Source organism: Streptomyces sp. NPDC006368, assembly GCF_040612535.1.
Classification (GTDB): domain Bacteria; phylum Actinomycetota; class Actinomycetes; order Streptomycetales; family Streptomycetaceae; genus Streptomyces.
On the sequence record NZ_JBEXQK010000042.1, the window covers coordinates 38,554 to 62,658 of the forward strand.

The 24,105-nt window shown below is 73.3% G+C and carries 22 protein-coding genes; 11 read left to right on the forward strand and 11 right to left on the reverse strand.

Features of this window, described 5'->3' with window-relative positions:
• Nucleotides 1-3: 3 nt before the first annotated feature.
• From ABZZ38_RS24980 to ABZZ38_RS24995, 4 genes are all read right to left on the reverse strand, one after another.
• On the reverse strand, nt 4-2,418 hold the full coding sequence (locus ABZZ38_RS24980) for a glycosyl hydrolase family 65 protein (RefSeq protein WP_356743781.1): 2,415 nt from the start codon (nt 2,416-2,418) through the stop codon (nt 4-6).
• On the reverse strand, nt 2,415-3,233 hold the full coding sequence (locus ABZZ38_RS24985; protein ID WP_356743783.1) for an HAD-IA family hydrolase: 819 nt from the start codon (nt 3,231-3,233) through the stop codon (nt 2,415-2,417). Before ABZZ38_RS24985 ends, ABZZ38_RS24980 begins: the two co-directional genes overlap by 4 nt.
• A gap of 372 nt (nt 3,234-3,605) precedes the next feature.
• Nucleotides 3,606-4,814: an acyl-CoA dehydrogenase family protein gene (locus ABZZ38_RS24990; protein WP_356743785.1), complete on the reverse strand. Its 1,209-nt coding sequence runs from the start codon at nt 4,812-4,814 to the stop codon at nt 3,606-3,608.
• A 186-nt stretch (nt 4,815-5,000) separates the two neighbouring features.
• On the reverse strand, nt 5,001-5,459 hold the full coding sequence (locus ABZZ38_RS24995; RefSeq protein ID WP_356743787.1) for an Rrf2 family transcriptional regulator: 459 nt from the start codon (nt 5,457-5,459) through the stop codon (nt 5,001-5,003).
• A 182-nt stretch (nt 5,460-5,641) separates the two neighbouring features.
• On the opposite strand from ABZZ38_RS24995, the gene ABZZ38_RS25000 reads away from it, so the two are divergent.
• Nucleotides 5,642-7,003 carry a cytochrome P450 gene (locus ABZZ38_RS25000; protein WP_356743789.1) on the forward strand — a complete coding sequence of 454 codons (1,362 nt, stop codon included), beginning with the start codon at nt 5,642-5,644 and terminating at the stop codon, nt 7,001-7,003.
• Between the two features lie 60 nt (nt 7,004-7,063).
• Nucleotides 7,064-7,516: a YbhB/YbcL family Raf kinase inhibitor-like protein gene (locus tag ABZZ38_RS25005; protein ID WP_356743791.1), complete on the forward strand. Its 453-nt coding sequence runs from the start codon at nt 7,064-7,066 to the stop codon at nt 7,514-7,516.
• On the opposite strand, the gene ABZZ38_RS25010 is transcribed toward ABZZ38_RS25005, so the two are convergent.
• Nucleotides 7,504-8,013: an Lrp/AsnC family transcriptional regulator gene (locus ABZZ38_RS25010; RefSeq protein WP_356743793.1), complete on the reverse strand. Its 510-nt coding sequence runs from the start codon at nt 8,011-8,013 to the stop codon at nt 7,504-7,506. The genes ABZZ38_RS25005 and ABZZ38_RS25010 overlap by 13 nt on opposite strands.
• Nucleotides 8,014-8,136: 123 nt before the next feature.
• Between ABZZ38_RS25010 and ABZZ38_RS25015 the strand changes: the two genes are divergently transcribed.
• The 4 genes from ABZZ38_RS25015 to ABZZ38_RS25030 all read left to right on the forward strand — a co-directional run bounded on the left by ABZZ38_RS25015 (nt 8,137) and on the right by ABZZ38_RS25030 (nt 12,451).
• Complete coding sequence (locus tag ABZZ38_RS25015; protein ID WP_356743795.1) at nt 8,137-9,198, forward strand: DMT family transporter; 1,062 nt, start codon at nt 8,137-8,139, stop codon at nt 9,196-9,198.
• Complete coding sequence (locus tag ABZZ38_RS25020) at nt 9,191-10,384, forward strand: amino acid aminotransferase (RefSeq protein ID WP_356743797.1); 1,194 nt, start codon at nt 9,191-9,193, stop codon at nt 10,382-10,384. Before ABZZ38_RS25015 ends, ABZZ38_RS25020 begins: the two co-directional genes overlap by 8 nt.
• Before the next feature lie 67 nt (nt 10,385-10,451).
• Nucleotides 10,452-11,510 (forward strand): glucose 1-dehydrogenase, encoded by a 1,059-nt coding sequence (locus ABZZ38_RS25025; RefSeq protein ID WP_356743799.1) that lies wholly within the window; start codon nt 10,452-10,454, stop codon nt 11,508-11,510.
• A gap of 164 nt (nt 11,511-11,674) precedes the next feature.
• Entirely contained in the window at nt 11,675-12,451 is a 777-nt protein-coding gene (locus tag ABZZ38_RS25030) for a hypothetical protein (RefSeq protein WP_356743801.1), read from the forward strand.
• 225 nt (nt 12,452-12,676) lie between these two features.
• On the opposite strand, the gene ABZZ38_RS25035 is transcribed toward ABZZ38_RS25030, so the two are convergent.
• The 5 genes from ABZZ38_RS25035 to iolC form a co-directional block, all read right to left on the reverse strand.
• On the reverse strand, nt 12,677-13,432 hold the full coding sequence (locus tag ABZZ38_RS25035; RefSeq protein ID WP_356743805.1) for a GntR family transcriptional regulator: 756 nt from the start codon (nt 13,430-13,432) through the stop codon (nt 12,677-12,679).
• Between the two features lie 247 nt (nt 13,433-13,679).
• Nucleotides 13,680-15,551 (reverse strand): 3D-(3,5/4)-trihydroxycyclohexane-1,2-dione acylhydrolase (decyclizing), encoded by a 1,872-nt coding sequence (gene iolD, locus ABZZ38_RS25040; RefSeq protein ID WP_356743808.1) that lies wholly within the window; start codon nt 15,549-15,551, stop codon nt 13,680-13,682.
• Between the two features lie 7 nt (nt 15,552-15,558).
• Nucleotides 15,559-16,443, reverse strand: a complete 885-nt coding sequence (iolB, locus tag ABZZ38_RS25045) for a 5-deoxy-glucuronate isomerase (protein WP_356743810.1) — start codon at nt 16,441-16,443, stop codon at nt 15,559-15,561.
• A 73-nt stretch (nt 16,444-16,516) separates the two neighbouring features.
• Nucleotides 16,517-17,395 (reverse strand): deoxyribose-phosphate aldolase, encoded by an 879-nt coding sequence (locus ABZZ38_RS25050; protein ID WP_356743814.1) that lies wholly within the window; start codon nt 17,393-17,395, stop codon nt 16,517-16,519.
• A gap of 29 nt (nt 17,396-17,424) precedes the next feature.
• A complete protein-coding gene (iolC, locus tag ABZZ38_RS25055; protein WP_356743817.1) occupies nt 17,425-18,381 on the reverse strand; it encodes a 5-dehydro-2-deoxygluconokinase in 957 nt (318 codons plus the stop codon).
• 272 nt (nt 18,382-18,653) lie between these two features.
• On the opposite strand from iolC, the gene ABZZ38_RS25060 reads away from it, so the two are divergent.
• The 5 genes from ABZZ38_RS25060 (at nt 18,654) to ABZZ38_RS25080 (ending at nt 23,900) form a co-directional block, all read left to right on the forward strand.
• A complete protein-coding gene (locus ABZZ38_RS25060) occupies nt 18,654-19,676 on the forward strand; it encodes a substrate-binding domain-containing protein (protein ID WP_356743819.1) in 1,023 nt (340 codons plus the stop codon).
• Nucleotides 19,676-20,755: an ABC transporter permease gene (locus tag ABZZ38_RS25065; RefSeq protein ID WP_356743820.1), complete on the forward strand. Its 1,080-nt coding sequence runs from the start codon at nt 19,676-19,678 to the stop codon at nt 20,753-20,755. Before ABZZ38_RS25060 ends, ABZZ38_RS25065 begins: the two co-directional genes overlap by 1 nt.
• Before the next feature lie 142 nt (nt 20,756-20,897).
• Nucleotides 20,898-21,758 (forward strand): ATP-binding cassette domain-containing protein, encoded by an 861-nt coding sequence (locus tag ABZZ38_RS25070; protein WP_356743828.1) that lies wholly within the window; start codon nt 20,898-20,900, stop codon nt 21,756-21,758.
• A gap of 151 nt (nt 21,759-21,909) precedes the next feature.
• Entirely contained in the window at nt 21,910-22,824 is a 915-nt protein-coding gene (locus ABZZ38_RS25075; RefSeq protein ID WP_356743822.1) for a sugar phosphate isomerase/epimerase, read from the forward strand.
• A 56-nt stretch (nt 22,825-22,880) separates the two neighbouring features.
• Entirely contained in the window at nt 22,881-23,900 is a 1,020-nt protein-coding gene (locus ABZZ38_RS25080) for a Gfo/Idh/MocA family oxidoreductase (RefSeq protein ID WP_356743824.1), read from the forward strand.
• 13 nt (nt 23,901-23,913) lie between these two features.
• Here ABZZ38_RS25080 and ABZZ38_RS25085 read toward each other — a convergent pair.
• On the reverse strand, nt 23,914-24,105 hold a 192-nt coding region (locus ABZZ38_RS25085), incomplete at its 5' end, for a hypothetical protein (protein ID WP_356743826.1).

The following is a 24,105-nucleotide window of genomic DNA, read 5'->3' on the forward strand; positions in this document are numbered from 1 at the left end:
GCCTCACCCGGGGCTCTGGGCGTCACCGACCCCGGGCAGCGGCAGCTCGCACTCCCCGCCGGGCTCGATGAGCACGGACCGCTCCGGCAGCTCGACGTCGATCGGGTCCCGCCCCGAGCCGGGCACCGCGATGTGCAGGCTCCCGGGCGCCATCCGCAGCCGTACGCCCCAGTGGCCCCGGTAGCGCAGGGTGAAGCAGAACTCGGACAGCTCCGGCAGCGGCACCGGGTCCAGCCGCAGCGCCCCGCCCCGCGTCTCCAGACCGGTCAGACCGCGCTGGACGAGGTCGAGGGTGCCCGCCATCGCGCCCAGATGGATGCCCTCGCCCGTCGTACCGCCCTGGACGTCCGCGATGTCGCCCTCCAGGGCCTCCTGGCAGAACCGCCAGGCCTCCGCCCGCCGCACCCGCGCCAGCACCCAGCCGTGGACCAGGCCGCTCAGCGTCGAGCCGTGGCTGGTCCGGTGCCGGTAGTAGTCGACGGTCCGGCTCCACATCTCCTCGTCCAGGACGTAACCGAGGCGGCTGAAGAGCGCGCGCAGCTCGGCGGGGGAGAACAGGTAGCCGAGCATCAGCACATCGGCCTGCTTGGACGCCTTGTAGCGGTTGACGCTGTCACCCTCCGCCTCCAGGATCCGGTCGAGCCGCCGGACGTCGCCGTGCCGGCGGCGCAGCCCCTCCCAGTCGAGCTCCGCCAGGTCCCCGAAGCCCTCGAACTGGCTGATGACCCCCTCGTGGAACGGCACGTGCAGCATCCGCGACACGTCCTCCCACAGCTCCAGCTCGCTGTGGTGCAGCTCCGTGCGCTCGACGAGCTCCCGGCGGCGCGGCTCGGGCAGCGAGCGCAGCAGGTCGAGGGTGTGGGCGAGCACCCAGGCCGCCGTGACATTGGTGTACGCGTTGTCGTCGAGGCCCGGCTCGACGGCTCCCGGATAGGCGTCGTGGTACTCGTCGGGGCCGACGACCCCGCGGATGCGGTACCGGCCGAGCTCCGGGTCGTGCGTGGCGCGGCAGGCCCAGAAGCGGGCGATCTGGAGCAGCATCTCCGCGCCCTTGGTGTGCAGGAACTCGCTGTCGCCGCTCGCCTCGCAGTACTGCCACACGTTGTACGCGATGGCCGAGCCGACGTGGTGCTGGAGGTGCGAGTGGTCGGGCAGCCAGCGCCCCGAGCGCGGGTTGAGATGGAGCCTCTGGGTCTCCTCACGGCCGTCACTGCCGCTCTGCCACGGGTACATCGCGCCGATGCAGCCCGCGTCGAGGGCGGTGAAGCGGGCCCGCTCCAGTCGCCGGTGACGATAGGTGAGCAGCGCCCGGGACACCTCGGGGAAGTGCAGGTTCAGATACGGCAGGACGAACAGCTCGTCCCAGAAGATGTGCCCGCGGTACGCCTCGCCGTGCAGCCCCCGTGCCGGGACGCCCACGTCGAGGTCGGCGGTGTGCGGGGAGAGCGTCTGCAGGACGTGGAACAGGTGCAGCCGCAGGATCCGGCCCGCCTCGTTCGGCACCTCGATCTCGGCCCGGCGCCACAGCTGCTGCCACGCGGCGTGGTGTGACGACAGCAGCGTCTCGAAGCGGCCGGCGCGGCGCACCCGGTCGAGCGAGGCGTGCAGCGGATCGCTGATCGCCGGATCCCGGGAGGTGTGCACGGCGACCGTCTTGTCCACGACGGAGGCCCGCTCCGGCTCCAGGTCGAGGCGGAAGCGCTGCACGGCACGCCGACCGGGGTGGTGGGAGGTGCCGGGCAGCGCCGCGGTGGTGCGGGACGCCATGCCGACGCGGATGTCGGACGTGCTGGTGCGACACCTCAGCCACACCGTGTCCGAGGCCGCGTCCCCCGTGTGGACGTGCATGAGGTGGCGGGTGGCCAGCTGCCGGTAGCGGGGCACGCCCGTGTTCTCGACGGAGCCGTCGATGGCGGCCTCCACTTCGAGTGTGCCGGACCAGTTCTCGGCGACGAACACCGTGCGCAGGGCCGCCAGGTGCGGGTCCGCCATGTGGACGAGCCGCTGCTGGCGGACGGTCAGGCGGCGGCCCTGGTCGTCCTCGTACCGCGTCTCGCGCTCCAGGGTGCCCTGGCGCAGGTCCAGGGTCTGGCGGTGGCCGACCTGCCACCGGCTGTCCGGCGTCAGCCAGGGGCCCGGTCGCCCCTCGCCGTTGAGGCGGTAGCGCAGCATCAGCCAGTTGGGCAGGTTGACCATGTCCTCGTTCTCGACCCGCCGGCCGGCCACGTCGGAGGTCAGCCGGTTGTAGCAGCCGGCCACGTACGTACCGGGGTAGTGAACGCCGTTCGCCCCGCACTCCGTGGCGGCGCCCCGGGTGGCGAAGTAGCCGTTGCCGAGGGTGCACAGGGATTCCCGCAGGCGCTCCTGCTCGGGCGAGTACCCCTCGTACTCCCAGGTCCAGTCGGTCCCGTCGGTCACGGATGCGCTCCTTCGCCCTCAGTTCGTTCGCCCTCGGCTCCTGTGTTCTCGGCTCCTTCGTCCCCGGTCAGCAGCTCTCCGGGATCGTGTACGACGAGGTCGGCGCCCGCGTGCCGCAGCGCGTCCCCCGTGCCGGGGCCCGCCGTCCGGTCCACGCCGATGACCAGCCCGAAGCCGCCGCGCCGCCCCGCGGCCACGCCCGCCAGGGCGTCCTCGACGACCGCGCACCGCCCGGCCGGCACCCCGAGGCGGCGGGCCGCCTCCAGGAAGAGCGCCGGGTCGGGCTTGCCGGGCAGTCCCAGGCGTGCCGCCTCCGTGCCGTCCACGACCACGTCGAAGAGACCGAGCACGCGGGCGTGGGCCAGGACCTCGCGCGCGTGCCGGGACGCCGAGGCCGCCGCGAGCGGCACCCCGGCGTCGCGCAGCGCGTGCAGCAGCCGCACGGTGCCCGGGTAGGCGTCGACACCGTTCCCGCCGAGGGCTTCCGTGAACGCCCGCTCCTTCACCGCCGCGACCTCCTCCACCGCGGCGGGGGGCAGCCGCAGCCCCCGCGACGCGAGGAAGGACGCCGCTCCGTCGAGGCGGGACCTCCCGTCCACGTACCGCAGGTAGTCCTCCTCTGCGAAGGGGCGGCGCTGCGCCGGGTCCTCGGGCGGGTGGGCGCGCAGAAAGGCATCGAAGGCCGCCTTCCAGGCCGCGGCGTGGACCCGGGCGGTGTCGGTGATCACCCCGTCGGTGTCGAGGATCACCGCACGCACCGCACGCACCGCACGCAGCGCACGTGCGGCCGGTGCGTCGGGCACCCCTGGGGTCACGGTTTCCTCCCTCGGCTGTCCCGTTCAGGAGATGCGAGTCCCCAGGAACGCCCGCCGTACCCGTCCGGCCACGTCCGTCATGGAGGCGGACCACGTCCCGGAGACCCCGACCGTGGTGGCCGCGGCCATGTCCGCGGAGGTCGCACGCCCCTAACCTCCGGTCGTTCACCCACATCGCGGCACATCCCACCGGAGGTTCCTGATGCTCCCGCCCCCGCGAGCCACGAGCGCCCCACGGAGCGCGCGACGACGGCTCACCGCCCTCACCGCCCTGGCCCTGGCCGCCCTGACCCTCGGCGCCGCCCCGGCCCCCTCCGACGGCCCCGGAGCACGCCCCGCGCCCTCCCGCCGCGGGGCGCGCGCCCCGGTGAGTCAGCTGCGCGGGGCGAGGTGGGGCAGCGTTCCGTTGAGGTAGTGGTCGCCGATCTCGCGGAGCCGGTGGGCGGGTGACGTGCGGGCGGTCAGCACGCGCGCGTTGCGCCAGAACCGGTCGAACCCGGTGGTGTCGGTGAGTTCCAGTACGCGGGTGGTGATGTGCACGGCCGCCCGGCCGGTGACGGCCTCGGCCGCGGCGACCGGTACGGCGATGCCGGCGAGCCCGTCCACGTCGAGCGCGGTCCCCGCGGCCAGCCCGCGCGCCAGGGCCTCCGTCGCGTGATCGACGACCGTCGCCGCGGTGTGCGCGGCGGTCGCCAGCTCGCCGTAGGCGAGGAGGAGGTACGGGTCGTCGCCGTCCGTCGCGGGCCGCCGTGCCGCCTGCGCGGCACGGCTGATGTCCCGCGCCTCGGCCAGGGCCCCCTCGGCGACGCCCAGCGTGACGTGGACCAGCGTCAGCCGCAGCGCGAGCGGGGCGAGGGCGGTGAACGGCGCGATGGCGTGCTCGTCGCGCGGGACGGTGCCGAGGATGTCGGCCACGTCGATCGGGACGTCGTCGAAGCCGACGCCGCCGCCGCCGGTGAGCCGCTGCCCGAGGCGATCGTGGTCCGGATCGACGCGGACACCCGGGTCCGCCGGGTCCACCAGCGCGATGCGTACGTCACCCGTGGCGGTGCACCGCGCGCCGACGATCAGCCGGTCGGCGACGGCCACCCCCGCGTCGAAGTCCCGGCGCCCGTTCAGTACGTAGCCAGCGCCCTCCGGTGTGAGGGTGAGGCCGGGGCCCGCCTCCGTCCCGGGAACGTCGATGCCGCCGCCCAGGAGCCACCCCTCGCGCAGGACGCGCCGTTCGAAGCGCCGTTCGAAGCGCCGCTCAAGGCGCCGTTCGCCGCCGGAGCCGAGGAAGCGGGCGCTCCAGGTGAGTACCGAGTGGTGGGCGAGGAGTTCGCCCATGGAGCTGTCGGCCGCGGAGATCTCCCGGATCGCCGCGCACGCGGACCGCCAGTCGGCACCCGGTCGGCCCGTGGCGGGTGGGGTGAGCAGCGCCGGCAGACCGGCCTCCCGCAGCCGGGCGGCCTCGTCGTACGGCGGCTTGCCCGCCCGGTCACGGACCGACGCGTCGACGGCGAGGTCGTCGGCGACTTCCCGGGTGACGCGTGGCCAGTCCACCTCGTCGGCCGGAGTCGGCGTTGTCGCGGTCGCCACGGGCGGTCACCTCACAGAAATCCCGGTTTCCCCACTGAATTGGTAGGGATACTGTCAGACGTACTCCCGTGCCCCAAGGGGGAGTTCGAAAGGTGGACGCCGTCCGGCCAACAGGTGAGACCGGCGGCCCCCGTCACACCTCGACCGAATGAGGACGCAACGAGCCACCGACTCCGTGCGCAGTGCCTAGGGGTTGGTCCAGGCGGCCGGGTCGTCCGTCAGGGCCGCCACCTCGGCCGGGAGCCTGGACGACGCCACGTCGGCCAGGCTCACGCCCTCCAGGATCTGCCGGACGTTGGCCCGCAGGGCGATCCACAGCGGCAGCAGCGACGCGGCGGCGCCCGAGTACGCCAACTCCGGCGGGCGCACCCCGCGCACCGAGACCAGCGGCCCGTCCACGACCCGGATGACGTCGGCGACGGTGATGGAGCCGGCCGGCTTCGCCAGCCAGTAGCCGCCGTTGCCGCCGCGCTGGCTGTACACCAGCCCCCCGCGCCGCAGGTCGTTGAGGATGCCCTCGAGGAACTTGTGCGAGATGCCCTGCGACGCGGCGATCGCCTCAGCCTTGACCGGGCCCGAGTCCTGCGCGGCGGCGAGCTGGAGCGCGGCTCGCACCGCGTAGTCGGCCCTGGCTGAAATGCGCATGGTCCCATTATCCCGTACGTGCCGCCCCGGGCCGGTCGCCCCGGCGAACCGCGACGCCCCGTCCGTAACCGCGCCTCGATGCCCGTGAATCGGGTCGCGAGAAGCGTCGCCCGGGGGGCCGGTCGGGCAGAATCGCCCGTATCGGGTCCACCCACGACGCACGCACACCCCAGGGAGAGCGGATGGCGATCACCGAGACACCCGTACCGGGCCCGGCAGGTCTGCCGCTGCTCGGCTCGATGCTGGACCTCAGGAGCGACTCCCTCGCCACCTATCTGCGCGCGCACCGCGCGTACGGCGACGTCGTCCGGCTCACGGCGGGCCCGCCCGGCCTGCGGGTGCAGCTGTACGGGGTGTTCTCGGCCGAGGGCGCCCAGCACGTCCTGGCGACGGAATCGGCCAACTTCCGCAAGGACAACACCTTCTACCAGGAGATCCGCGAGTCCTTCGGCAACGGCCTGCTGACCAGCCAGGACGACGACTACCTACGGCAACGGCGGCTCGTGCAGCCGCTGTTCACCCGCCGCCGGGTCGACGGGTACGCCGGGGCGGTCACCGCCGAGGTCGCGGCGATGACGCGCAAGTGGCGCACCGCTCCCGGCGACACGGTCGACGTGGTCGACGAGATGACCCGGCTCACGCTGCGCGCCGTCGCCCGCGTCCTCTTCGGCGTCGACGTCGACGAGGCCGTCGGCGTCGTGGAGCGCTGCTTCCCGGTCATCGGCGCGTACGTCATGCGGCGCGGCTACTCCCCGCTCAACGTCCCGCGCGAATGGCCCACGCCCGGCAACCGCCGCGCCGCCGCCGCGACGGACGAGCTGTACGCGGTGTGCGACCGGATCGTCGAGGAGCGCCGCGCCCGGGGGGCCGACGCGACGGGCGAGGACCTGCTGACGCTCCTCGCGCAGGCCGGCAGCGACGAGGACGGCAGCCTCGACGCGTCCGAGATCCGAGACCAGGTGCTCGTCTTCCTGCTCGCCGGGCACGAGACGACGGCCACCTCCCTGGCCTTCGCCCTGCACCTGCTGGCCCGCCACCCCGAGCAGCAGGAACGGGCCAGGGCCGAGGCCGCGCGCGTCCTGGCCGGACGGACCCCGTCGGCCGCGGACCTCGAAGCGCTGCCGTACCTGACCATGGTCCTGAAGGAGACCATGCGCCTCTACCCGGCGGGGCCGGTCATCGGCCGCCGCGCCGTCGACGCCACCGTCATCGACGGCCACGCGATCCCCGCCGGCGCGAACGTGATCGTCGCCCCCTGGGTCACCCACCGCCACCCGCGCTATTGGGACGACCCGGAGCGCTTCGACCCCGAGCGGTTCACCCCCGCACGCGAGCAGGAACGGCCGCGGTACGCCTGGTTCCCCTTCGGCGGCGGCCCCCGCGCCTGCATCGGCCGGCACTTCTCCATGCTGGAGTCCGTCCTCGCACTCGCCATGATCGTCCAGGAGTACGAGGTGACCGCCGTCGACCGGACGGTGCCGGTGAGCGCGGGCATCACCCTGCGCGCGACGGGCCCGGCGCGCTGTGCGCTGCGCCCCCGCTGATCGGGTACTTCGCGGGCCGCGACCGGTACGGGAGGAACCGTGGCGGGTAGGGCCGCGCCCATGACCGGAATCGATCTCAGCAGCGCGGCGTTCGGCGACCACGAGACCATCCCGCGCCGCTACACCGGCGAGGGCGAGGACATCTCCCCGCCCCTGACCTGGTCGCCGGCGCCGGACGGCGCGGCGGAACTGGTCCTCGCCTGCGAGGACCCCGACGCGCCCAACGGGACCTTCCTGCACTGGCTGGTCACCGGCATCGACCCCCACAGCTCCGGCACGGAGGAGGGCGAGACGCCCCCCGGCGGCAGGGAGTGGCCCAACGGCTTCGGAGGGACGGGCTGGGGCGGCCCCCTGCCCCCGCCGGGGCACGGCCGCCACCGCTACTTCTTCCGCCTCTGGGCCGTCTCCGAGCCGCTCCCGCTCGACGACCACCCGACGGCCGACACGGTGCACCGCGCGCTGGCCGGCCGGGAGCTGGCGAGCGGCGCGCTCATGGGCACCTACCAGCGCTGACCGGCGGCCCCGCCGACCCCGGCCTCAGGAACGCGGCGGGGCCCGGGGCGGGGGTAGACCCGGGACTGCTTGACGCTGCCGAAGGCGAAGCTGGACTCGATCGACGCGATCCCGGGAATGGCGTGGATCCGCGTGCGTACCAGCACTTCGTACGCCTCCAGGCTCTCGATGACCACGCGCAGCAGGTAGTCGCTGCTGCCCGCCATCAGGTAGCAGTCCTGGATGTGCTCGATGAGGCCCACGTGCTCCTCGAACACGTTGACCGCCTCGGCGGTGTGCCGCTCCAGCCGTACCCGGACGAACACCGTGATCGGCAGCCCGAAGGCCACCTGGTCGACCATGGCCGTGTAGCCGCGGATCAGCCCGGAGTCCTCCAGGCGGCGTACCCGGCGCAGGCAGGGGGAGGGCGACAGCCGGACCCGGTCGGCGAGGTCCTGGTTGGACAGCCGCCCGTCCGCCTGGAGCTCACGGATGATGTGGAGATCGACGGCGTCCATGCGAGCCCTTCCTTGGCAGATCCTGCCCCAAAGGTAGGGGTGTGGGGGTGGAAGTAGCAATCGCCTGCCCCGCCTCGCGACCTAATGTTGCTCATCGCAAGGTCAGAGGCTGGAGGAGTCCCCTTGGTCCCCACGAACACGACGGCCGACGCCCCGGCCCCGATACCGACGCCGCCGCCGTCGTCCGGGCCGCCGTCACCCGGGTCGGCGTCCCTCGCGTCCCCGTCACCCGCGTCGCCGTCACCCGCGTCGCCGTCGTCCGCCGCCCGGCCGGTCCGCACCCGCGGACTGTCCCCGCACGCGGTCGGCATGGCCGCGCTGCTGCTGACCGTCGCCATCTGGGCCGCCTTCGCCCTGAGCGCCCGTGCCCTGAGCGCCTCGACCCTCCTGCCGGCCGACGCCGCCCTGCTGCGGTTCGGAGTGCCCCTGCTGGTCCTGGCGCCCGCGCTGTGGCGGCGGCGCCGGCAGTTCGCCGCCGTTCGGCCGGGCACCGCTGCCAAGATCGTCTGCGGGGCGGGGGTGCCGTTCTTCCTGGCCGCCATGTACGGCGGCTCGCTGACCTCGGCCGCGTTCGTCGGCTCGATCGTCCCCGGCATGGTCCCGCTCTTCGTCTCCGCGCTCATGGTCGCGGCCGGCCGGGGCGTGCCGCGCTCCACCCAGGCGGCCGGGCTCGTCCTGATCGCGGTCGGTGTCGTCGCCCTCGTCCAGCGGCACGCCGTTCCGCTCGACACCGACGTGATGACCGGCTCCGGCACGCTCCTCGTCGCCAGCGGGCTGTGGGCGCTGTACACGGTGGGGCTGCGGGAAGTGAACCTCGACCCGGTCGGGTCCATCGGGCTGCTGTGCCTGCCCTCCCTGGCCGTGATCGCGCTCATGGTCGCGGCGGGCGTCCTCCCCACCGGCCTCGCGCACGCGGCGGGCGGCGACATCGCGCTGTTCCTCGTCGTCCAGGGGCTCGGGGTCGGCCTGTGCGCCGGGCTGCTGTACGCGTTCGCCATCCGCCGGCTCGGCGCGGAGCGCGCGTCCGTCGTCGGCAGCCTCAGCCCCGTCGCCGTCGTCCTCCTCGCCATCCCCCTGCTCGACGAGGCGCCGACGCTGTCCGTCCTCGTCGGCGTACCCCTCATCACCGCCGGCGTCGTCCTCGCCAACCGACGCCCCCGACCCAAGGCTCCCACCCATGCTTGAACTGCTCCCCGCCCCGCCCGCCGACCCGCTGTGGGACCTGGCCGCCGAGTTCGCCGCCGACCCCCGCCCCGAGCGCCTGGACCTCGTCCTCGGCGTCTACCGCGACGCCACGGGCGCCACCCCCGTCATGGCGGCGGTCCGCGAGGCCGAGATACGCCTGGCGGAGCGCTCCGCCTCCAAGGAGTACCGGGGACCGTCGGGCAACACGGCGTTCAACCGCGCCATGCTCTCCCTGGTCCTGGGCGCCGACGGACCGGCCGCCGACCGGGCCACGGCCGTCCAGACCGTCGCGGGCACCGGCGCGCTGCGCCTGCTGGCCGACCTCATACGCCGCACCCGGCCCGCCACCACGGTGTGGATCAGCGACCCCGCCTACGTCAACCACCGGCCCATCCTGGAGGCGGCCGGCCTGACGGTACGGACGTACACCTGGCCCGACATGACCGCCGACCTGCGGGCCGCCCGGCGTGACGACGTCGTCCTCCTCCAGGGCTGCTGTCACAACCCCACCGGAGTCGATCCGTCCGCCGACGAGTGGGAAGCGCTCGCCGAGCTGGCCGTCCGCAACGGCTGGGTGCCCTTCGTCGACCTCGCGTACCACGGGCTCGGCGACGGCCTGGAGCCCGACCTGTGGGCCACGCGGATGCTGGCCGAGCGGGTGCCGGAGATGCTGATCGCCGTCAGCTGTTCGAAGAACTTCGGCCTCTACAGCGACCGCACCGGCTGCGCCGTCGTCATCGGATCCTCGCGAACGGCCCTGCGGCACGTCGAGACCGCCCTGCAGAACGCCGCCCGGACGCTGTACTCCATGCCGCCGGAGCACGGCGCCGCCGTCGTCACCACCGTCCTGGAGGACGCCGGGCTGCGCGCGGCCTGGCGGACCGAGCTCGACGGCATGCGCGCCCGGATCACCGCCAACCGCGCCGACCTCGTCGCCCACCTGGGCGCGCTGGGCCGCGGCACCCAGGCGGAGTCGCTCGCCCGGCAGAAGGGCATGTTCTCCACGCTGCCGCTCACCCCCGACGACATGCGCCGCCTCCGCCGGCGGTTCGGCATCTACGGCACCGCCTCCGGGCGGATCAACATCGCCGGCGTCCCGGCCCACCGGATCCCCTACCTCGCGCAGGGCATCGCCGCGACGCTCTCCACCCTCGACCCGGCGCGCGCCGCCCGGCCGACCGGATGAGGGCGAGGCGTTAGCGATCGCCGGGCCGGGGCACCTCACCAGGAGACGTGCCGGAGGAGGTCTGCCCATGCGAGCCCTGACCGTACGACCGTCCCACCCCCGTTCGCTGGAGGTGACGGAGGTCCCCGACCCGTCCCCCGGCCCGGGCGAGCTGCTGGTGGACGGCCTGGCGGTCGGCGTGTGCGGCACGGACAAGGAGATCGTCGCGGGCGAGTACGGCTGGGCACCGCCCGGCCGGGAGCGGCTGGTGCTGGGTCACGAGTCGCTCGGCCGGGTCCGCCAGGCCCCGCCGGACAGCGGGTTCGCCGCCGGTGACCTGGTGGTCGGCGTGGTGCGCCGGCCCGACCCGGTGCCCTGCGGGGCCTGCGAGCGCGGCGAGTTCGACATGTGCCGCAACGGCCGGTACACCGAGCGGGGCATCAAGGAGCGCGACGGGTACGCCTCCCGGTCCTGGACGGTGGAGGGCGACTACGCGGTCCGGCTCGACCCGCGCCTGGAGCGGGTCGGGATGCTGATGGAGCCCACGACCGTGGTCGCCAAGGCGTGGGAGCAGGTGGAGCGGGTCGGCTCCCGCGCCTGGTTCGCACCGCGACGCGTCCTGGTGACCGGCGCGGGCCCCATCGGCCTGCTCGCGGCGCTCCTGGGCGTACAACGCGGGCTGGAGGTCCATGTGCTCGACCGGGTCACCTCCGGGCCGAAGCCGGGCCTGGTCGCCGCACTGGGGGCGACGTACCACGCGCAGGACATCGACCGGGTGACCTCGGCCGTGCGGCCCGACATCGTCATCGAGGCGACGGGGGCCGGCGCGCTGGTCTTCGACGCGATGGCCGGGACGGACACGTACGGGATCGTGTGCCTGACCGGCGTGTCGCCCAAGGGGCGCACCCTGTCCGTGGACGCGGGCGCCCTCAACCGCGAGCTCGTCCTCGGGAACGACGCGGTCGTCGGCTCGGTCAACGCCAATTTGCGCCACTACCACCAGGCCGCCGACGCCCTGGCCAAGGCCGACGACGCTTGGCTGGAGCGGTTGATCACCCGCCGCGTGCCGCTGGAGCGCGCAACCGAGGCGTTCACCGCACGGGACGACGACATCAAGGTCGTCATCACCCTGGACGACGCGCACTGACCGGATGATCCCGGCGAAGCGGGGCCGGCGGGACCGCCGCCGTGCCGGGCCACGTCGTCGTCCGCCTGAGTACCCGTACTCATGTGCGGCCCCGGGCCCCGGCGTGACCATGGAACGCAGCGTGGCAGCCGCCGCGCGGGTCGGCGGGGGACGGCGGGGACGGCATGGGGAAGTTCTTCGGTGCGGTACTGGCGGTCGTGGTGGCCGCCGCGGCCCTGATCCTCGCCCATGTGGCCGGGGCGCCGCCGGAGCTGGTCCTGGTGGCGGCGGCCGGGGTGATCAGTCTGCTGTGGCTGCTGGTCCTCCTCACCGTGCCATGGAACCTGTACTTCCGGGCGCATGCGGTGCTCGCCGAGATCGCGGTGAGCAGGCACAAGGGCCTGAACGTCCCGGCGGCGCGGGACGACGAAGCGGCGCGCATCGCCCGCGTGATGCTGCGGGCGGCCGTGGCGGGGCACGTCCTGACCGCCGGTCTCGTGGTGGCGGTGACCTGGGTGACGGGGCACGCCGCGGGCTACTGGTTCGCCGGGTTCTTCCTGCTCAGCACCCTTTTCCGCCCGGCGGGCGCCTACTTCGCGCAGCTGCGGCGGCGCCTGGGGACGCTGCTCAAGGACGTCACGTACCCGCGCGACGACGTGGTCGAGCTGCGCGCACGGGTGGACCACGCCGAAGCCGGGGTGAAGGTCCTGGAGGACAAGGCCGAGGAGCAGTACCGCGCGCTGGCCGAACTGCGGCGCACGGTGGACGCGTTGGGCATGGCGTCGTACGAGCGGGCCGACGAGGCCGACCGCAGGATCACCGCGCTCGGCAGGGAGTTCGAGTCGACGGTGAACCGGCTCACCGACAACCAGGAGATCATCGCGGGCGTGAAGGCCTTCCTGCGCCTGCTCCAGGCCGGTGGCGAGACCATCGAACCGTCGAGGGACCCGCGCCCGCTGTGACCTCCCGCCGCCGCGGCCCCCGGCCGTCCGCGTGGGCCGGGCTCGTCCCGGGCGCCCTGGGCGGCGCCCTGTCGAGTGCCCGGCCGGCCGGCGAGGGAGGCCGTGGCCTCCTCCTGGTGGCGCGGCTGACCACCGCTGGGGCAGCCGGTGGACGGGCCGCCGGCACGACCATGTGGACCGAGCCACTGTTGGGGGAGGCGGTCCGCCCCCGCCGCGGGGGCGTCGTCAGCCGCGGACCAGCAGCTGGAAATCGAAGGTGTACCGGGACGCCCGGTAGATGTGCGTGCCGAACTCCACCGCCCGGCCGGTGTCGTCGTACGCGGTGCGCTGCATGGTCAGCAGGGCGGCTCCCTCCGGCTCCTCCAGCCGTTCGGCCTCCCCGGCGGTCGCGCAGCGGGCCCCTATGGACTGCCGGGCGCTGTGGAGGGTGATCCCCGCGGCGCGCATCAGCCGGTACAGGCCGGTGGACTCCAGCTTCGCGGTGTCCAGGTCGAGCAGGTCCGTCGGAACGAAGTTGCACAGGAGCGCGACGGGCTGTCCGTGGGTGAGGCGCAGGCGTTCCACCATCCGCACGTCGCTTCCCTCCGCGAGCGCGAGGGCCGCCGCGACCTCGGCGGAGGCGGGCCGGGTCTCGTTCAGCAGGACCCGGGTGGTGGGGTTCTGGTCGGCGGCCTGGAGGTCGTCGTACAGACTGCTCAGCTCCAGGGGGCGCTTGACCTGGCTGTGCACCACCTGGGTGCCGATGCCGCGGCGGCGCACCAGCAGACCCTTCTCCACCAGGGACTGGATGCCCTGCCGCACCGTGGGCCGGGACAGGCCGAGCCGCGCCGCGAGCTCCACCTCGTTGCCCAGGAGGCTCCCCGGCGTGAGGACGCCCCGCTCGATGGCGGCCTCCAGCTGCTGGGCGAGCTGGTAGTACAGCGGCACCGGGCTGTTACGGTCCAGGGCGAAGTCGACGTCTGCGGAGGCGGAAGCGGTCACGGCAGGAGAATACCCGTACGTCAGGATGGCAGTAAGTCCTCTCGTCGTTTTGTCCGGACAAAGGGCGCGGCGCGGACGGTGGGGGTGGCGCGGCTGTACGCAGCCGGGTGACCATCCCCGCCGCCTCGGCCTCCGGCCGGAAGCGGCGGGGGCGCCACCGCCACCGAGAGGTGCCCGGCGGGCTTGCGGCCCATCCAGTGCTGAGCGGTCTTCGGTGGGTGTGTGGAACCCCTTCCCAAGAGGGGATTCACAGGTGGCGGCGGCGGGCGGCCGCCTGGCGGTCGTAGGCGTCGCGGGCCGCCACCGCGGCCTCGCGGGTGGCGGTGGCGGCGACCGGGACGTCCCACCAGGCCTGCGCGGCGGGGGAGGTCGGCGTCGGGTCGGTCTCGACGTACACGCAGGTCGGGCGGGTCGAGGCGCGGGCGGTGCCCAGCGCCTCGCGCAGTTCACGCACGGTCTTGGCGCGCAGGACGTCCATGCCGAGGCTGGCGGCGTTGGCGGCCAGGTCCACGGGGAGCGGATCGCCGGTGAAGGTGCCGTCGGCGGCCCGGTAGCGGTAGGCGGTGGCGAACCGCTCCCCGCCGGTCTGCTCGGACAGGCTTCCGATGGAGGCGTATCCGTGGTTCTGGATCAGCACCACGTTGACGGGCAGGCCCTCCTGGACGGCGGTGACGATCTCGGTGGGCAGCATCAGGTAGGTGCCGTCGCCGACCAGTGACCACACGGGCGTGCCGGGCGCGGCCAGCTGCACGCCGATGCCGGCGGGGATCTCGTAGCCCATGCAGGAGTAGCCGTACTCCAGGTGGTACTGGCGCGGGGAGCGGGCCCGCCACAGCTTGTGCAGGTCGCCCGGGAGCGACCCGGCCGCGTTGATGACGACGTCGTCGTCGCCGACCACGGCGTCCAGGGCGCCCAGCACCTGCGTCTGGGTCGGCACGGCGTCGTCGTCCGCCCGGAAGGCGCCGTCCACGACCCCCTCCCAGCGCTCCTTGCCGGCGCGGTACTCGGCCTCGTACGCCGGATCCACCCGGTGGCCGGCGAGGGCGGCGGTGAGCGCCTCCAGGCCCGCGCGGGCGTCGGCGACCAGGGTGCGGGCGGCCAGCTTGTGGGCGTCGAAGGCGGCGACGTTGAGGTTGACGAAGCGGACGCCGGGGTGGGCGAAGAGCGTCGATGACGCGGTGGTGAAGTCGGTGTGGCGGGTGCCGACGCCGATGACCAGGTCGGCGGTGCGGGCGATGTCGTCGCAGACCGCCGTCCCGGTGTGCCCGATGCCACCGAGGTCGGCGGGGTGGTCGTGGCGCAGGGAGCCCTTGCCCGCCTGCGTGGAGGCGACGGGGATGCCGGTGGCGTCCACGAGCGCCGCGAGGGCGGCCTCGGCCTCGCTGTGGTGGACGCCGCCGCCCGCGACGATCAGCGGTCGTTCGGCCGCCCGGACGGCGCGGACGGCCTCGGCGAGCTCGGCGGGGTCGGGGGCGGTCCGGCGCACCGGCCAGACGCGGTCGGCGAAGAACTCCTCCGGCCAGTCGAAGGCCTCCGCCTGGACGTCCTGCGGCAGGGCGAGGGTCACGGCGCCGGTCTCGGCCGGGTCGGCGAGCACCCGCATCGCGTGCAGCGCGGACGCGATCAGCGCCTCGGGCCGGGTGATCCGGTCGAAGTACCGGGATACGGGACGGAGGGTGTCGTTGACCGAGACGTCGGCCGACACGGGGTGCTCCAGCTGCTGGAGCAGTGGGTCGGCGGTGCGGGTGGCGAAGTAGTCGCCGGGCAGCAGCAGCACGGGCAGGCGGTTGATCGTGGCCAGGGCCGCGCCGGTGACCAGGTTGGTGGCGCCGGGGCCGATGGAGGTGGTGACCGCATGGGCGGAGAGCCGGTTGAGCTGCCGGGCGTAGCCGACGGCGGCGTGCACCATGGACTGCTCGTTGCGGCCCTGGTGGAACGGCATGGTGGCCTCGCCGGTCTCCAGCAGGGCCTGGCCGATCCCCGCCACGTTGCCGTGGCCGAAGATGCCCCAGGTCCCGGCGATCAGGCGGTGGCGGACGCCGTCGCGTTCGGTGTACTGCGCCGACAGGAAACGCACCAGCGCCTGGGCGACGGTCAGGCGGCGGGTCAGCTGGCTCATCGGTACCTCACGGGGACGGGGCGGTGTACAGGGGGAGCCGGGGGTCGACCGGCTGGTCGGGCCAGGTGTCGCGGATCCAGGCGTGGTCGGGGTGGTCGCTGATCAGCCAGGCGCGTTCGCCGCCGGGCCCGGCCATGACGTTCAGGTAGTACATGTGGTGGCCGGGCACGGCCATGGACGGGCCGTGCCAGCCGTTCGGGATGAGGACGGTGTCACCGCCGCGCACCTCGGCCAGCACATCCGTACCCCGGCCGTGGCCGGAGGGCGACACCCGCTGGTAGCCGAGGCCGGGCGCGCCGCCCGGGGCGTCGGCGAACTCGAAGTAGTAGATCTCCTCCAGCTCCGACTCCTCGCCGGGCCGGTGCTCGTCGTGTTTGTGCGGGGGGAAGGAGGACCAGTTGCCGCCCGGCGTGATCACCTCGACGGCGATGAGCCGGTCGCACGGGAACACACCCGCCGCGCCGAAGTTGTTGACCTGGCGGCTGCAGCTGCCGGTGCCGCGCAGCTCCACGGGGACGGCGGAGGCGGGGGAGTGGCGGGCGGGGAGCCGGCGCTCGCAGCGCGCGCCGGCGAGGGCGAAGCGTCCACCGGCGCGCGAGGCGAGGGAGGCCTGCGCGTCGCGGGGTACGTACGCGAAGTCGGTCACCGAGGTGAAGACGCTCTCCCGGCCGGTCAGCCGGAACGTCTCACCGTCGACGGCGACGGTGCAGGAGCCGGACAGCGGCAGCACGATCCACTCGCTGTCGCCGGTGTCGAAGGCGTGCCATCCGTCCGGAGGCAGCTCCAGCACGCGCAGGCTCGCATGGCCCCAGCCGGCCGACGCCGGGCTGACGTCGACCGCGTACGGACCGCGCGCGGCCTCTCCCGCGGGCAGGTGGAAGGGGGTCGTCATGGTGTGCTTCCTCGAAGGTCCGGTGGGAGGGTGCCGCCCGGCGGCCGGGCGGCACCGTGGGCGGGGCGTTCGGTCACAGCAGGCCGACGGCGGTGTCCACGGCCGTCTCCACACCGCCCTCGGCCGGGTAGAGCAGGGAGCGGCCGACGATCAGGCCGTGCACGGTGGGCAGGCGCAGCGCCTTGCGCCATCTCTCGTACGCCGCGTCCTGGTCCCGGCCGACCTCGCCGCCGAGCAGCACCGTGGGCAGGGTCGAGGTCTCCAGGACCGAGGCCATGTCGTCCGGGTCGTCGGTGACCGGCAGCTTCAGCCAGGTGTACGCCGACGTCCCGGCCAGGCCCGAGGCGATGGCGATCGACCGGGTGACGGCCTCGGCGCTCAGGTCGTTGCGCACCACCGTCCCCACGCGCCGTGAGATGAAGGGCTCGACGAACACGGGCAGCCGCCGGGCGGCCATGTCGTCGATGGCGCGCGCGGTGGACAGCATCGTGGCGAGCGACCCTTCGTCCTCGTAGTCGATCCGCAGCAGGAGCTTGCCGGCGTCGAAGCGCAGGCGGGCCATGTCCTCGGCGCGGTGGCCGGTGAAGCGGTCGTCCAACTCGAAGCGTGCCCCGGCCAGGCCGCCCCGGTTCATCGAGCCCATGACGACCTTGTTCTCCAGCGCGCCGAGGAGGAGCAGGTCCTCCAGGATGTCGGCCGTGGCGAGCACGCCGTCGACGCCGGGCCGGGACAGCGCCACGCACAACCGCTCCAGCAGGTCCGCGCGGTTGGCCATGGCGAGGCGGTCGTCGCCGACCCCGAGGGCGCCGCGCCCGGGGTGGTCGGCGGCCACCACCATGAGACGGCCGGAGGCGCCGAGCAGGGGACGGCGGGTGCGGCGGGCCGCGGCTTCGGCGATGGCCTCGGGGTGCCGGGCCCGCACGGTGGCGAGGTCCGAGATGCTGATGGGCAAGGAAGGCTCCGTAGGAGGGCGCGAGCGGTTCAGCCGCGGGCGATCAGGGCTTCGATCTCGTCCAGGGTCGGCATGGCGGAGGAGCACGCGAGCCGGGAGGCGACGAGGGCGCCGGCGGCGTTGGCGTACCGCATGGTCTTCTCCGGTTCCCAGCCGGAGAGCAGGCCGTGGCAGAGGGCGCCGCCGAACGCGTCGCCCGCTCCGAGGCCGTTGACGACCTCGACCGGCACGGGCGGGACCTCGGCGGTGCGGCCGTCGCGGTGAACGGCGAGGACACCCGCGGGTCCCTGTTTGACGACGGCGAGTTCGACGCCGGCCTCCAGCAGCGCCCGGGCGCAGGCCCGTGGCTCACGCACACCCGTGGCGACCTCGCACTCGTCGAGGTTGCCGACGGCCACGGTGGTGTGGCGCAGGGCTTCGGCGTAGTACGCACGGGCCTCGGCGGGGTCCCGCCAGAACATCGGGCGCCAGTCGAGGTCGAAGACGGTGATGCCCGCCTTGTCGCGGGCGGCGAGGGCGGCGAGGGTCGCCGAGCGGCTGGGTTCCTCGCTGAGGCCGGTGCCCGTCATCCAGAAGACGCGCGCCGCGCGGATCGCCTCAAGATCCAGTTCGCCGGGATGGATCACCAGGTCGGGGGCCTTGGGCAGCCGGTAGAAGTACAGCGGGAAGTCGTCGGGCGGGAAGATCTCGCAGAAGGTGACGGGCGTGGGGTAGGCGTCGACCGGGGTGACCCACCGGTCGTCGACGCCGAACTCCTTGAGCGCCTGGTGCACGTACGCGCCGAAGGGGTCGCGGCCGGTGCGGGTGATCAGCGCGGTGGTGCGGCCGAGCCGGGCGGCGGCGACGGCCACGTTCGTGGGCGAGCCACCCAGGAACTTCCCGAAGCTCTCCACCCGCGCCAGCGGAACGCCGGTCTGCAGGGGATAGATGTCCACCCCGGTCCGGCCCATGGTGATCAGGTCGAAGATGTCGGCGGACTCAGCCATACGCGTCGCTCCCGGTGCCGGCGGTCGGGCATCCGAGGCCCGTGCCCACAAGGTTTAGGGGGTGCGGCGAACCCCTGTCAACAGTTTGTACGGACATTCGCACCTACACCTGAAATGATGTCTTGACATATTGACAGTGGAGGTCGTCACGGACTTGTATCCCCTCCCAACAGCCGCGTCGACGGCTCCTGACCCGGGTTCATCCCGGGCCCGCCTTCCCCCGGGCCCGGTTTCCTCGAATTTTCCCTGTCACGCAGTGAGGTGCCGGACAGATGGACCACAGAACGCAGCCCCGCCCCCGCCGTGGAGCCGCCCTGACCACCGCCGTCGTGGCGGCCTTCGCCCTGACCGCCACAGCGTGCTCCAGCGGCTCCGGCGGGAAGAAGGCCGAGGAAGGTGCCGGCAACGCCCCCGCCGGCAAGGCCCGTACGCCCGCGATGACGGTCGCGATGATCACCCACGCCGCGCCCGGCGACACCTTCTGGGATCTCATCCGCAAGGGTGCCCAGGACGCCGCCGCCAAGGACAACGTCAAGCTGGTCTACTCCGCCGACCCCAACGCCGCCACCCAGGCCAACCTGGTCCAGAACGCCATCGACCAGAAGGTCGACGGCATCGCCGTCACCCTCGCCAAGCCCGACGCGATGAAGGCCGTGGTAGCCAAGGCGAAGAAGGCCGGGATACCGGTCGTCGGCTTCAACGGCGGCATCGAGGACTGGAAGGAGCAGGGGCTGCTCTCGTACTTCGGGCAGGACGAGCGGGTCACCGGTGAGGCGTTCGGGCGGAAGCTGGACGAACTGGGCGCCAAGCACGTCCTCTGCGTGATCCACGAACAGGGCCACGTCGCCCTGGAGGCCCGCTGCGCCGGTGTGAAGAAAACCTTCACGGGCACGACCGACACCCTGTACGTCAACGGCACCGACATGCCGTCCGTGAAGTCCACGATCACCGCCAAACTCAAGCAGGACGCCTCCGTCGACCGCGTCGTCACCCTGGGCGCGCCCTTCGCGCTCACCGCGGTGCAGTCCGCCAAGGACGCGGGCGGCAAGGCCAGGATCGCGACCTTCGACCTCAACAAGGACCTGGTCCGCGCGGTCCGGGCCGGCGACGTCGAGGTCGCCGTCGACCAGCAGCCCTACCTCCAGGGCTACCTCGCGGTCGACTCGCTGTGGCTGTACAGGAGCAACGGCAACTTCAGCGGCGGCGGGGTCGAACCCGTCCTGACCGGACCGGCCTTCATCGACAGGTCCAACGCCGACGCCATCGCCGAGTTCGCCAAGAAGGGCAGCCGGTGATGAGCGCGACCCAGGCAACCGTCCCGGCGGCGGGTTCCCCGCCGCACACCTCGCCGGCCGGCCGGAAGGGCGGCCGCACCGCACGGCGCTCCCTGCCGCGCAGGCTTCTGGCCCGGCCCGAGATCGGCGCCCTCATCGCCGCCATCGGCGTTTACCTGTTCTTCTTCGCCGCCGCCCCCTCGTTCCGCGAGGCGGGCTCGCTGGCCACCGTGCTCTACCAGGCCTCCGTCATGGGCATCATGGCGCTGCCCGTGGCCCTGCTCATGATCGGCGGCGAGTTCGACCTGTCGGCCGGTGTGGCGGTGACCACCTCCGCGCTCACCGCCGGCATGCTCAGCTTCCAGCTCTCGCTGAACGTGTGGACCGGGATCCTCGTCTCCCTGGTGGTCGCGCTCGCCATCGGCGCGTTCAACGGCTGGGTGCTCATCAGGACCGGGCTGCCCAGCTTCCTGGTCACCCTCGGCTCCTTCCTGATCCTCCAGGGCGCCAACCTGGCCGTCACCAAGATCTTCACCGGCAACGTCGCCACCGACTCCATCGGCGACATGGACGGCTTCGAGCAGGCCCGGCGGATCTTCGCCTCCGAGGTCGGCATCGGCGGGGTCAATCTCAAGATCACCGTCGTCTGGTGGCTCCTCTTCGCCGCCGCGGCGACCTGGCTGCTGCTGCGCACCCGGTTCGGCAACTGGATCTTCGCGGTCGGCGGCAACCAGGACAGCGCTCGGGCCGTCGGCGTACCGGTGAAGTTCACCAAGATCGCGCTGTTCATGGGCGTCAGCGCCGGCGCCTGGTTCACCGGCATGCACCTGTTGTTCTCCTTCACCACGGTGCAGTCCGGGGAGGGCGTGGGCAACGAGTTCCTGTACATCATCGCGGCGGTGATCGGCGGCTGTCTGCTGACGGGCGGCTACGGCTCCGCGATCGGCCCGGTGATCGGCGCCTTCCTCTTCGGCATGGTCTCCCAGGGCATCGTCTACGCCAACTGGAACCCGGACTGGTTCAAGGCGTTCCTCGGGGTCATGCTCCTGCTCGCCGCCCTCGTCAATCTGTGGGTCCGCCGCACGGCGACCCGGAGGTGATCCCATGACAACGAACGACACCACGAGCGCCACCGCGGACGGGGCCACCACTTTGGACGCGACCACCGCTTCCCGGAAGGCCCGCGCCGACCGGGCCCACGCCGAGGAGACCGGCGACGGGCGGACCGGCGGCGACGCGCCCATGGCCGCCGGGACCGCCACGGCCCTCGTGGAGCTGCGCGGCGCCGGCAAGTCGTACGGCAACATCCGCGCCCTGCACGGCGTCGACCTCGCCGTCCGGGCCGGCCGCGTCACCTGCGTCCTGGGCGACAACGGCGCCGGGAAGTCCACCCTCATCAAAATCATCTCCGGCCTGCACCGCCACACCGAGGGCGCGTTCCTCATCGACGGCGAGCCGGTCCACCTCACCACGCCCCGTGAGGCGCTGGACAGGGGCATCGCCACCGTCTACCAGGACCTCGCCACCGTGCCGCTGATGCCGGTTTGGCGGAACTTCTTCCTCGGTTCGGAGCTCACCCGCGGCCGGTGGCCGCTGCGCCGCCTCGACATCGCCCGGATGAAGCAGACCGCCGACGAGGAACTGCGGGCCATGGGTGTCGTCCTGGACGACCTGGACCAGCCCATCGGCACGCTCTCCGGGGGCCAGCGCCAGTCCGTGGCCATCGCCCGCGCCGTCCACTTCGGCGCCCGCGTCCTCATCCTCGACGAGCCGACCGCGGCCCTCGGCGTCAAGCAGTCCGGTGTGGTCCTCAAGTACATCGCCGCGGCCCGCGACCGGGGCCTCGGCGTCGTGTTCATCACCCACAACCCGCACCACGCCTACATGGTCGGCGACCACTTCACGGTGTTGCGGCTCGGCACCGTCGAACTGAACGCCGACCGCGGCGAGGTCACCCTGGAGGCGCTCACCCACCACATGGCCGGCGGCACCGAACTGGCCGCCCTGGAGCACGAGCTGGCGCGGGTGCGCGGTGTCGACGTGGACGGGCTCCCCGAGGCCGCCGACCCGCGCGCCCCGGCCACCGCCGACCCGGCCGCCTGACCCCGCACCCCGCCTCCACCACGACCCCCCGCATCCGCCCCCACACCCGCGCGCATCGAGCACCCACACCCGCGCGCATCGAGCACCCGCCACCCGCGCGCACCCCGCACCCGCTCGTCCCGCACCCTCAACCGGGTGAAAGGAAAGCCGTATGAACACCCACACCGCCTCCCGCCTCGACCGGATCCGGGTCGGCTCCGCCCCCGACTCCTGGGGAGTGTGGTTCCCCGACGACCCCCGGCAGGTCCCCTGGGACAGGTTCCTCGACGAGGTGGCCGACGCCGGGTACGAGTGGATCGAACTCGGCCCGTACGGATACCTGCCGACCGACCCGGCCCGGCTCACCGACGAGACCGCCAAGCGCGGCCTGAAGGTCTCCGCCGGCACCGTCTTCACCTCCCTGCACCACGGGCCGGCCGTGTGGGACTCCACCTGGGAACACGTCAGCCGGGTCGCCGGCCTCACCCAGGCCATGGGCGCCGAGCACCTCGTCGTCATCCCTTCCTTCTGGCGGGACGACAGGACCGCCGAGATCATCGAGCCGCCGGAGCTGTCCGGTGCCCAGTGGGCGCACCTCGCCAAGGGCATGGAACGGCTGGGGTACGAGGTGAAGGAGCGCTTCGGCCTCGACATCGTGGTCCACCCGCACGCCGACACCCACATCGACACCGAGGAGCACGTCGAGCTGTTCCTCGACTCCACCGACGCCGACCTGGTCAACCTGTGCCTGGACACCGGGCACTACGCGTACTGCGGCGGCGACAGCGTCAAGCTCATCGAGACGTACGGCGAACGCGTCGGCTACCTCCACCTCAAGCAGGTCGACCCCGCCGTCCTCGCCGACGTCGTCACGAACGAGATCCCCTTCGGCCCCGCCGTCCAGCGCGGTGTGATGTGCGAACCGCCGCACGGCGTCCCCGCCCTGGAGCCGGTGCTCACCGCCGCCCAGCGCCTCGGGGTGGAGCTGTTCGCCATCGTCGAGCAGGACATGTACCCCTGCGAACCGGACAAGCCGCTGCCCATCGCCGTCCGCACCCGTCACTTCCTCCGCTCCTGCGGCGCCTGACGCGCCCACCGCCCCCGCTCGTCACCCGAGAATCCGGGAAGGAACACCACCAGATCATGAGCCAGTACGGAACGCTCGGCGTCGCTGTCATCGGCACCGGCAGGATGGGCGCCGACCATGTCCGCCGTATCAGCGAGGTGACCAGCGGGGCGCGGGTGGCGGCCGTCGTCGACATCGACCCGGAGCGCGCCAAGCGGATCGCCGAAGGTGTCGACGGCTGCACCCCGTACACCGACCCCGCCGCGGCCATGGCCGCGGACGACGTGGACGCCGTGCTCATCGCCTCACCCGGGCCGGCCCACGAGGCGGCGCTGCTCGCGGCGTTCGCGCACGACCTGCCCGTCCTGTGCGAGAAGCCCCTCACCCCGGACGCGGCCTCCGCACTGCGGGTGCTGGAAGCCGAACAACGGCTCGGGCACCGGCGGGTGCAGGTGGGGTTCATGCGGCGGTACGACCCCGAGTACGCCAGGCTCAAGGCGCTGCTGGACGGCGGGACCCTGGGCCGGCCGCTGATGCTGCACAACCGGCACCGCAACGCCGCCACCCCGCCCGGCTTCACCAACGCGATGATCATCAACGACTCCGTGGTGCACGAGATGGACGTGACCCGCTGGCTCCTCGGCCAGGAGATCACCTCGGTCACCGTCGTACGCCCCCGGCGGTCGGCCGGAGCGCCGGACGGCCTGGACGACCCCCAGCTCGTCCTCTTCGAAACCGACGGCGGCGCGGTCGTCGACGTCGAGGTGAACCTCAACTGCGGCTTCGGCTACCAGGTGCAGGCCGAGGCGGTCTGCGAGCGCGGCACCGCCCGGATCGGCGACGGGCACGCGATGGTCACCAGCGCGGCGGGGCGCTGGGGCGGCACCATCGCGCAGGGCTTCGTGGAGCGGTTCGAGAACGCCTACGACCGCCAGGTGCAGGCATGGGTGGACGCCACCCGGCGCGGTGAGGTCACCGGCCCGAGTGCCTGGGACGGTTACGCCGCCGCGGCGGTCTGCGAGGCGGGCGTCCGCGCGCAGACCGAGGGCCGCCGCATCGCGGTCGACCTGGCCGGGCGTCCGCCCCTGTACCGCTGAACCGGCTCCCCGCTCAGACCGCCGCGTACCTGTCCGGCCGGCACTGACAGGCCGCCCGTCCGGGCGGGCCCGCCGGACCTCCCCACGGGGGAGCGGCGCCGGGACGCTCATCGACCCCGCACGCGGCGGGTTCGGCGTCCGCGCTGCTCGGCACGTCCTCGTTCCTGATCGGCGCGGTGGCCTCGCCGCTCGTCGGCGTCGCGGG

Bases quoted from the DNA above. Each gene is read 5' to 3' on its own strand.
- iolC (WP_356743817.1), bottom strand. From the start codon at position 18,381: ATGGCTGAGTCCGCCGACATCTTCGACCTGATCACCATGGGCCGGACC.
- ABZZ38_RS25070 (WP_356743828.1), top strand. From the start codon at position 20,898: ATGGCCGCCGGGACCGCCACGGCCCTCGTGGAGCTGCGCGGCGCCGGC.
- ABZZ38_RS25025 (WP_356743799.1), top strand. From the start codon at position 10,452: ATGCGAGCCCTGACCGTACGACCGTCCCACCCCCGTTCGCTGGAGGTG.
- ABZZ38_RS25060 (WP_356743819.1), top strand. From the start codon at position 18,654: ATGGACCACAGAACGCAGCCCCGCCCCCGCCGTGGAGCCGCCCTGACC.
- ABZZ38_RS25080 (WP_356743824.1), top strand. From the start codon at position 22,881: ATGAGCCAGTACGGAACGCTCGGCGTCGCTGTCATCGGCACCGGCAGG.
- ABZZ38_RS25020 (WP_356743797.1), top strand. From the start codon at position 9,191: ATGCTTGAACTGCTCCCCGCCCCGCCCGCCGACCCGCTGTGGGACCTG.
- ABZZ38_RS24995 (WP_356743787.1), bottom strand. From the start codon at position 5,459: ATGCGCATTTCAGCCAGGGCCGACTACGCGGTGCGAGCCGCGCTCCAG.
- iolB (WP_356743810.1), bottom strand. From the start codon at position 16,443: ATGACGACCCCCTTCCACCTGCCCGCGGGAGAGGCCGCGCGCGGTCCG.
- ABZZ38_RS25005 (WP_356743791.1), top strand. From the start codon at position 7,064: ATGACCGGAATCGATCTCAGCAGCGCGGCGTTCGGCGACCACGAGACC.
- ABZZ38_RS25075 (WP_356743822.1), top strand. From the start codon at position 21,910: ATGAACACCCACACCGCCTCCCGCCTCGACCGGATCCGGGTCGGCTCC.
- ABZZ38_RS25030 (WP_356743801.1), top strand. From the start codon at position 11,675: ATGGGGAAGTTCTTCGGTGCGGTACTGGCGGTCGTGGTGGCCGCCGCG.
- ABZZ38_RS25000 (WP_356743789.1), top strand. From the start codon at position 5,642: ATGGCGATCACCGAGACACCCGTACCGGGCCCGGCAGGTCTGCCGCTG.
- iolD (WP_356743808.1), bottom strand. From the start codon at position 15,551: ATGAGCCAGCTGACCCGCCGCCTGACCGTCGCCCAGGCGCTGGTGCGT.
- ABZZ38_RS25065 (WP_356743820.1), top strand. From the start codon at position 19,676: ATGAGCGCGACCCAGGCAACCGTCCCGGCGGCGGGTTCCCCGCCGCAC.
- ABZZ38_RS25010 (WP_356743793.1), bottom strand. From the start codon at position 8,013: ATGGACGCCGTCGATCTCCACATCATCCGTGAGCTCCAGGCGGACGGG.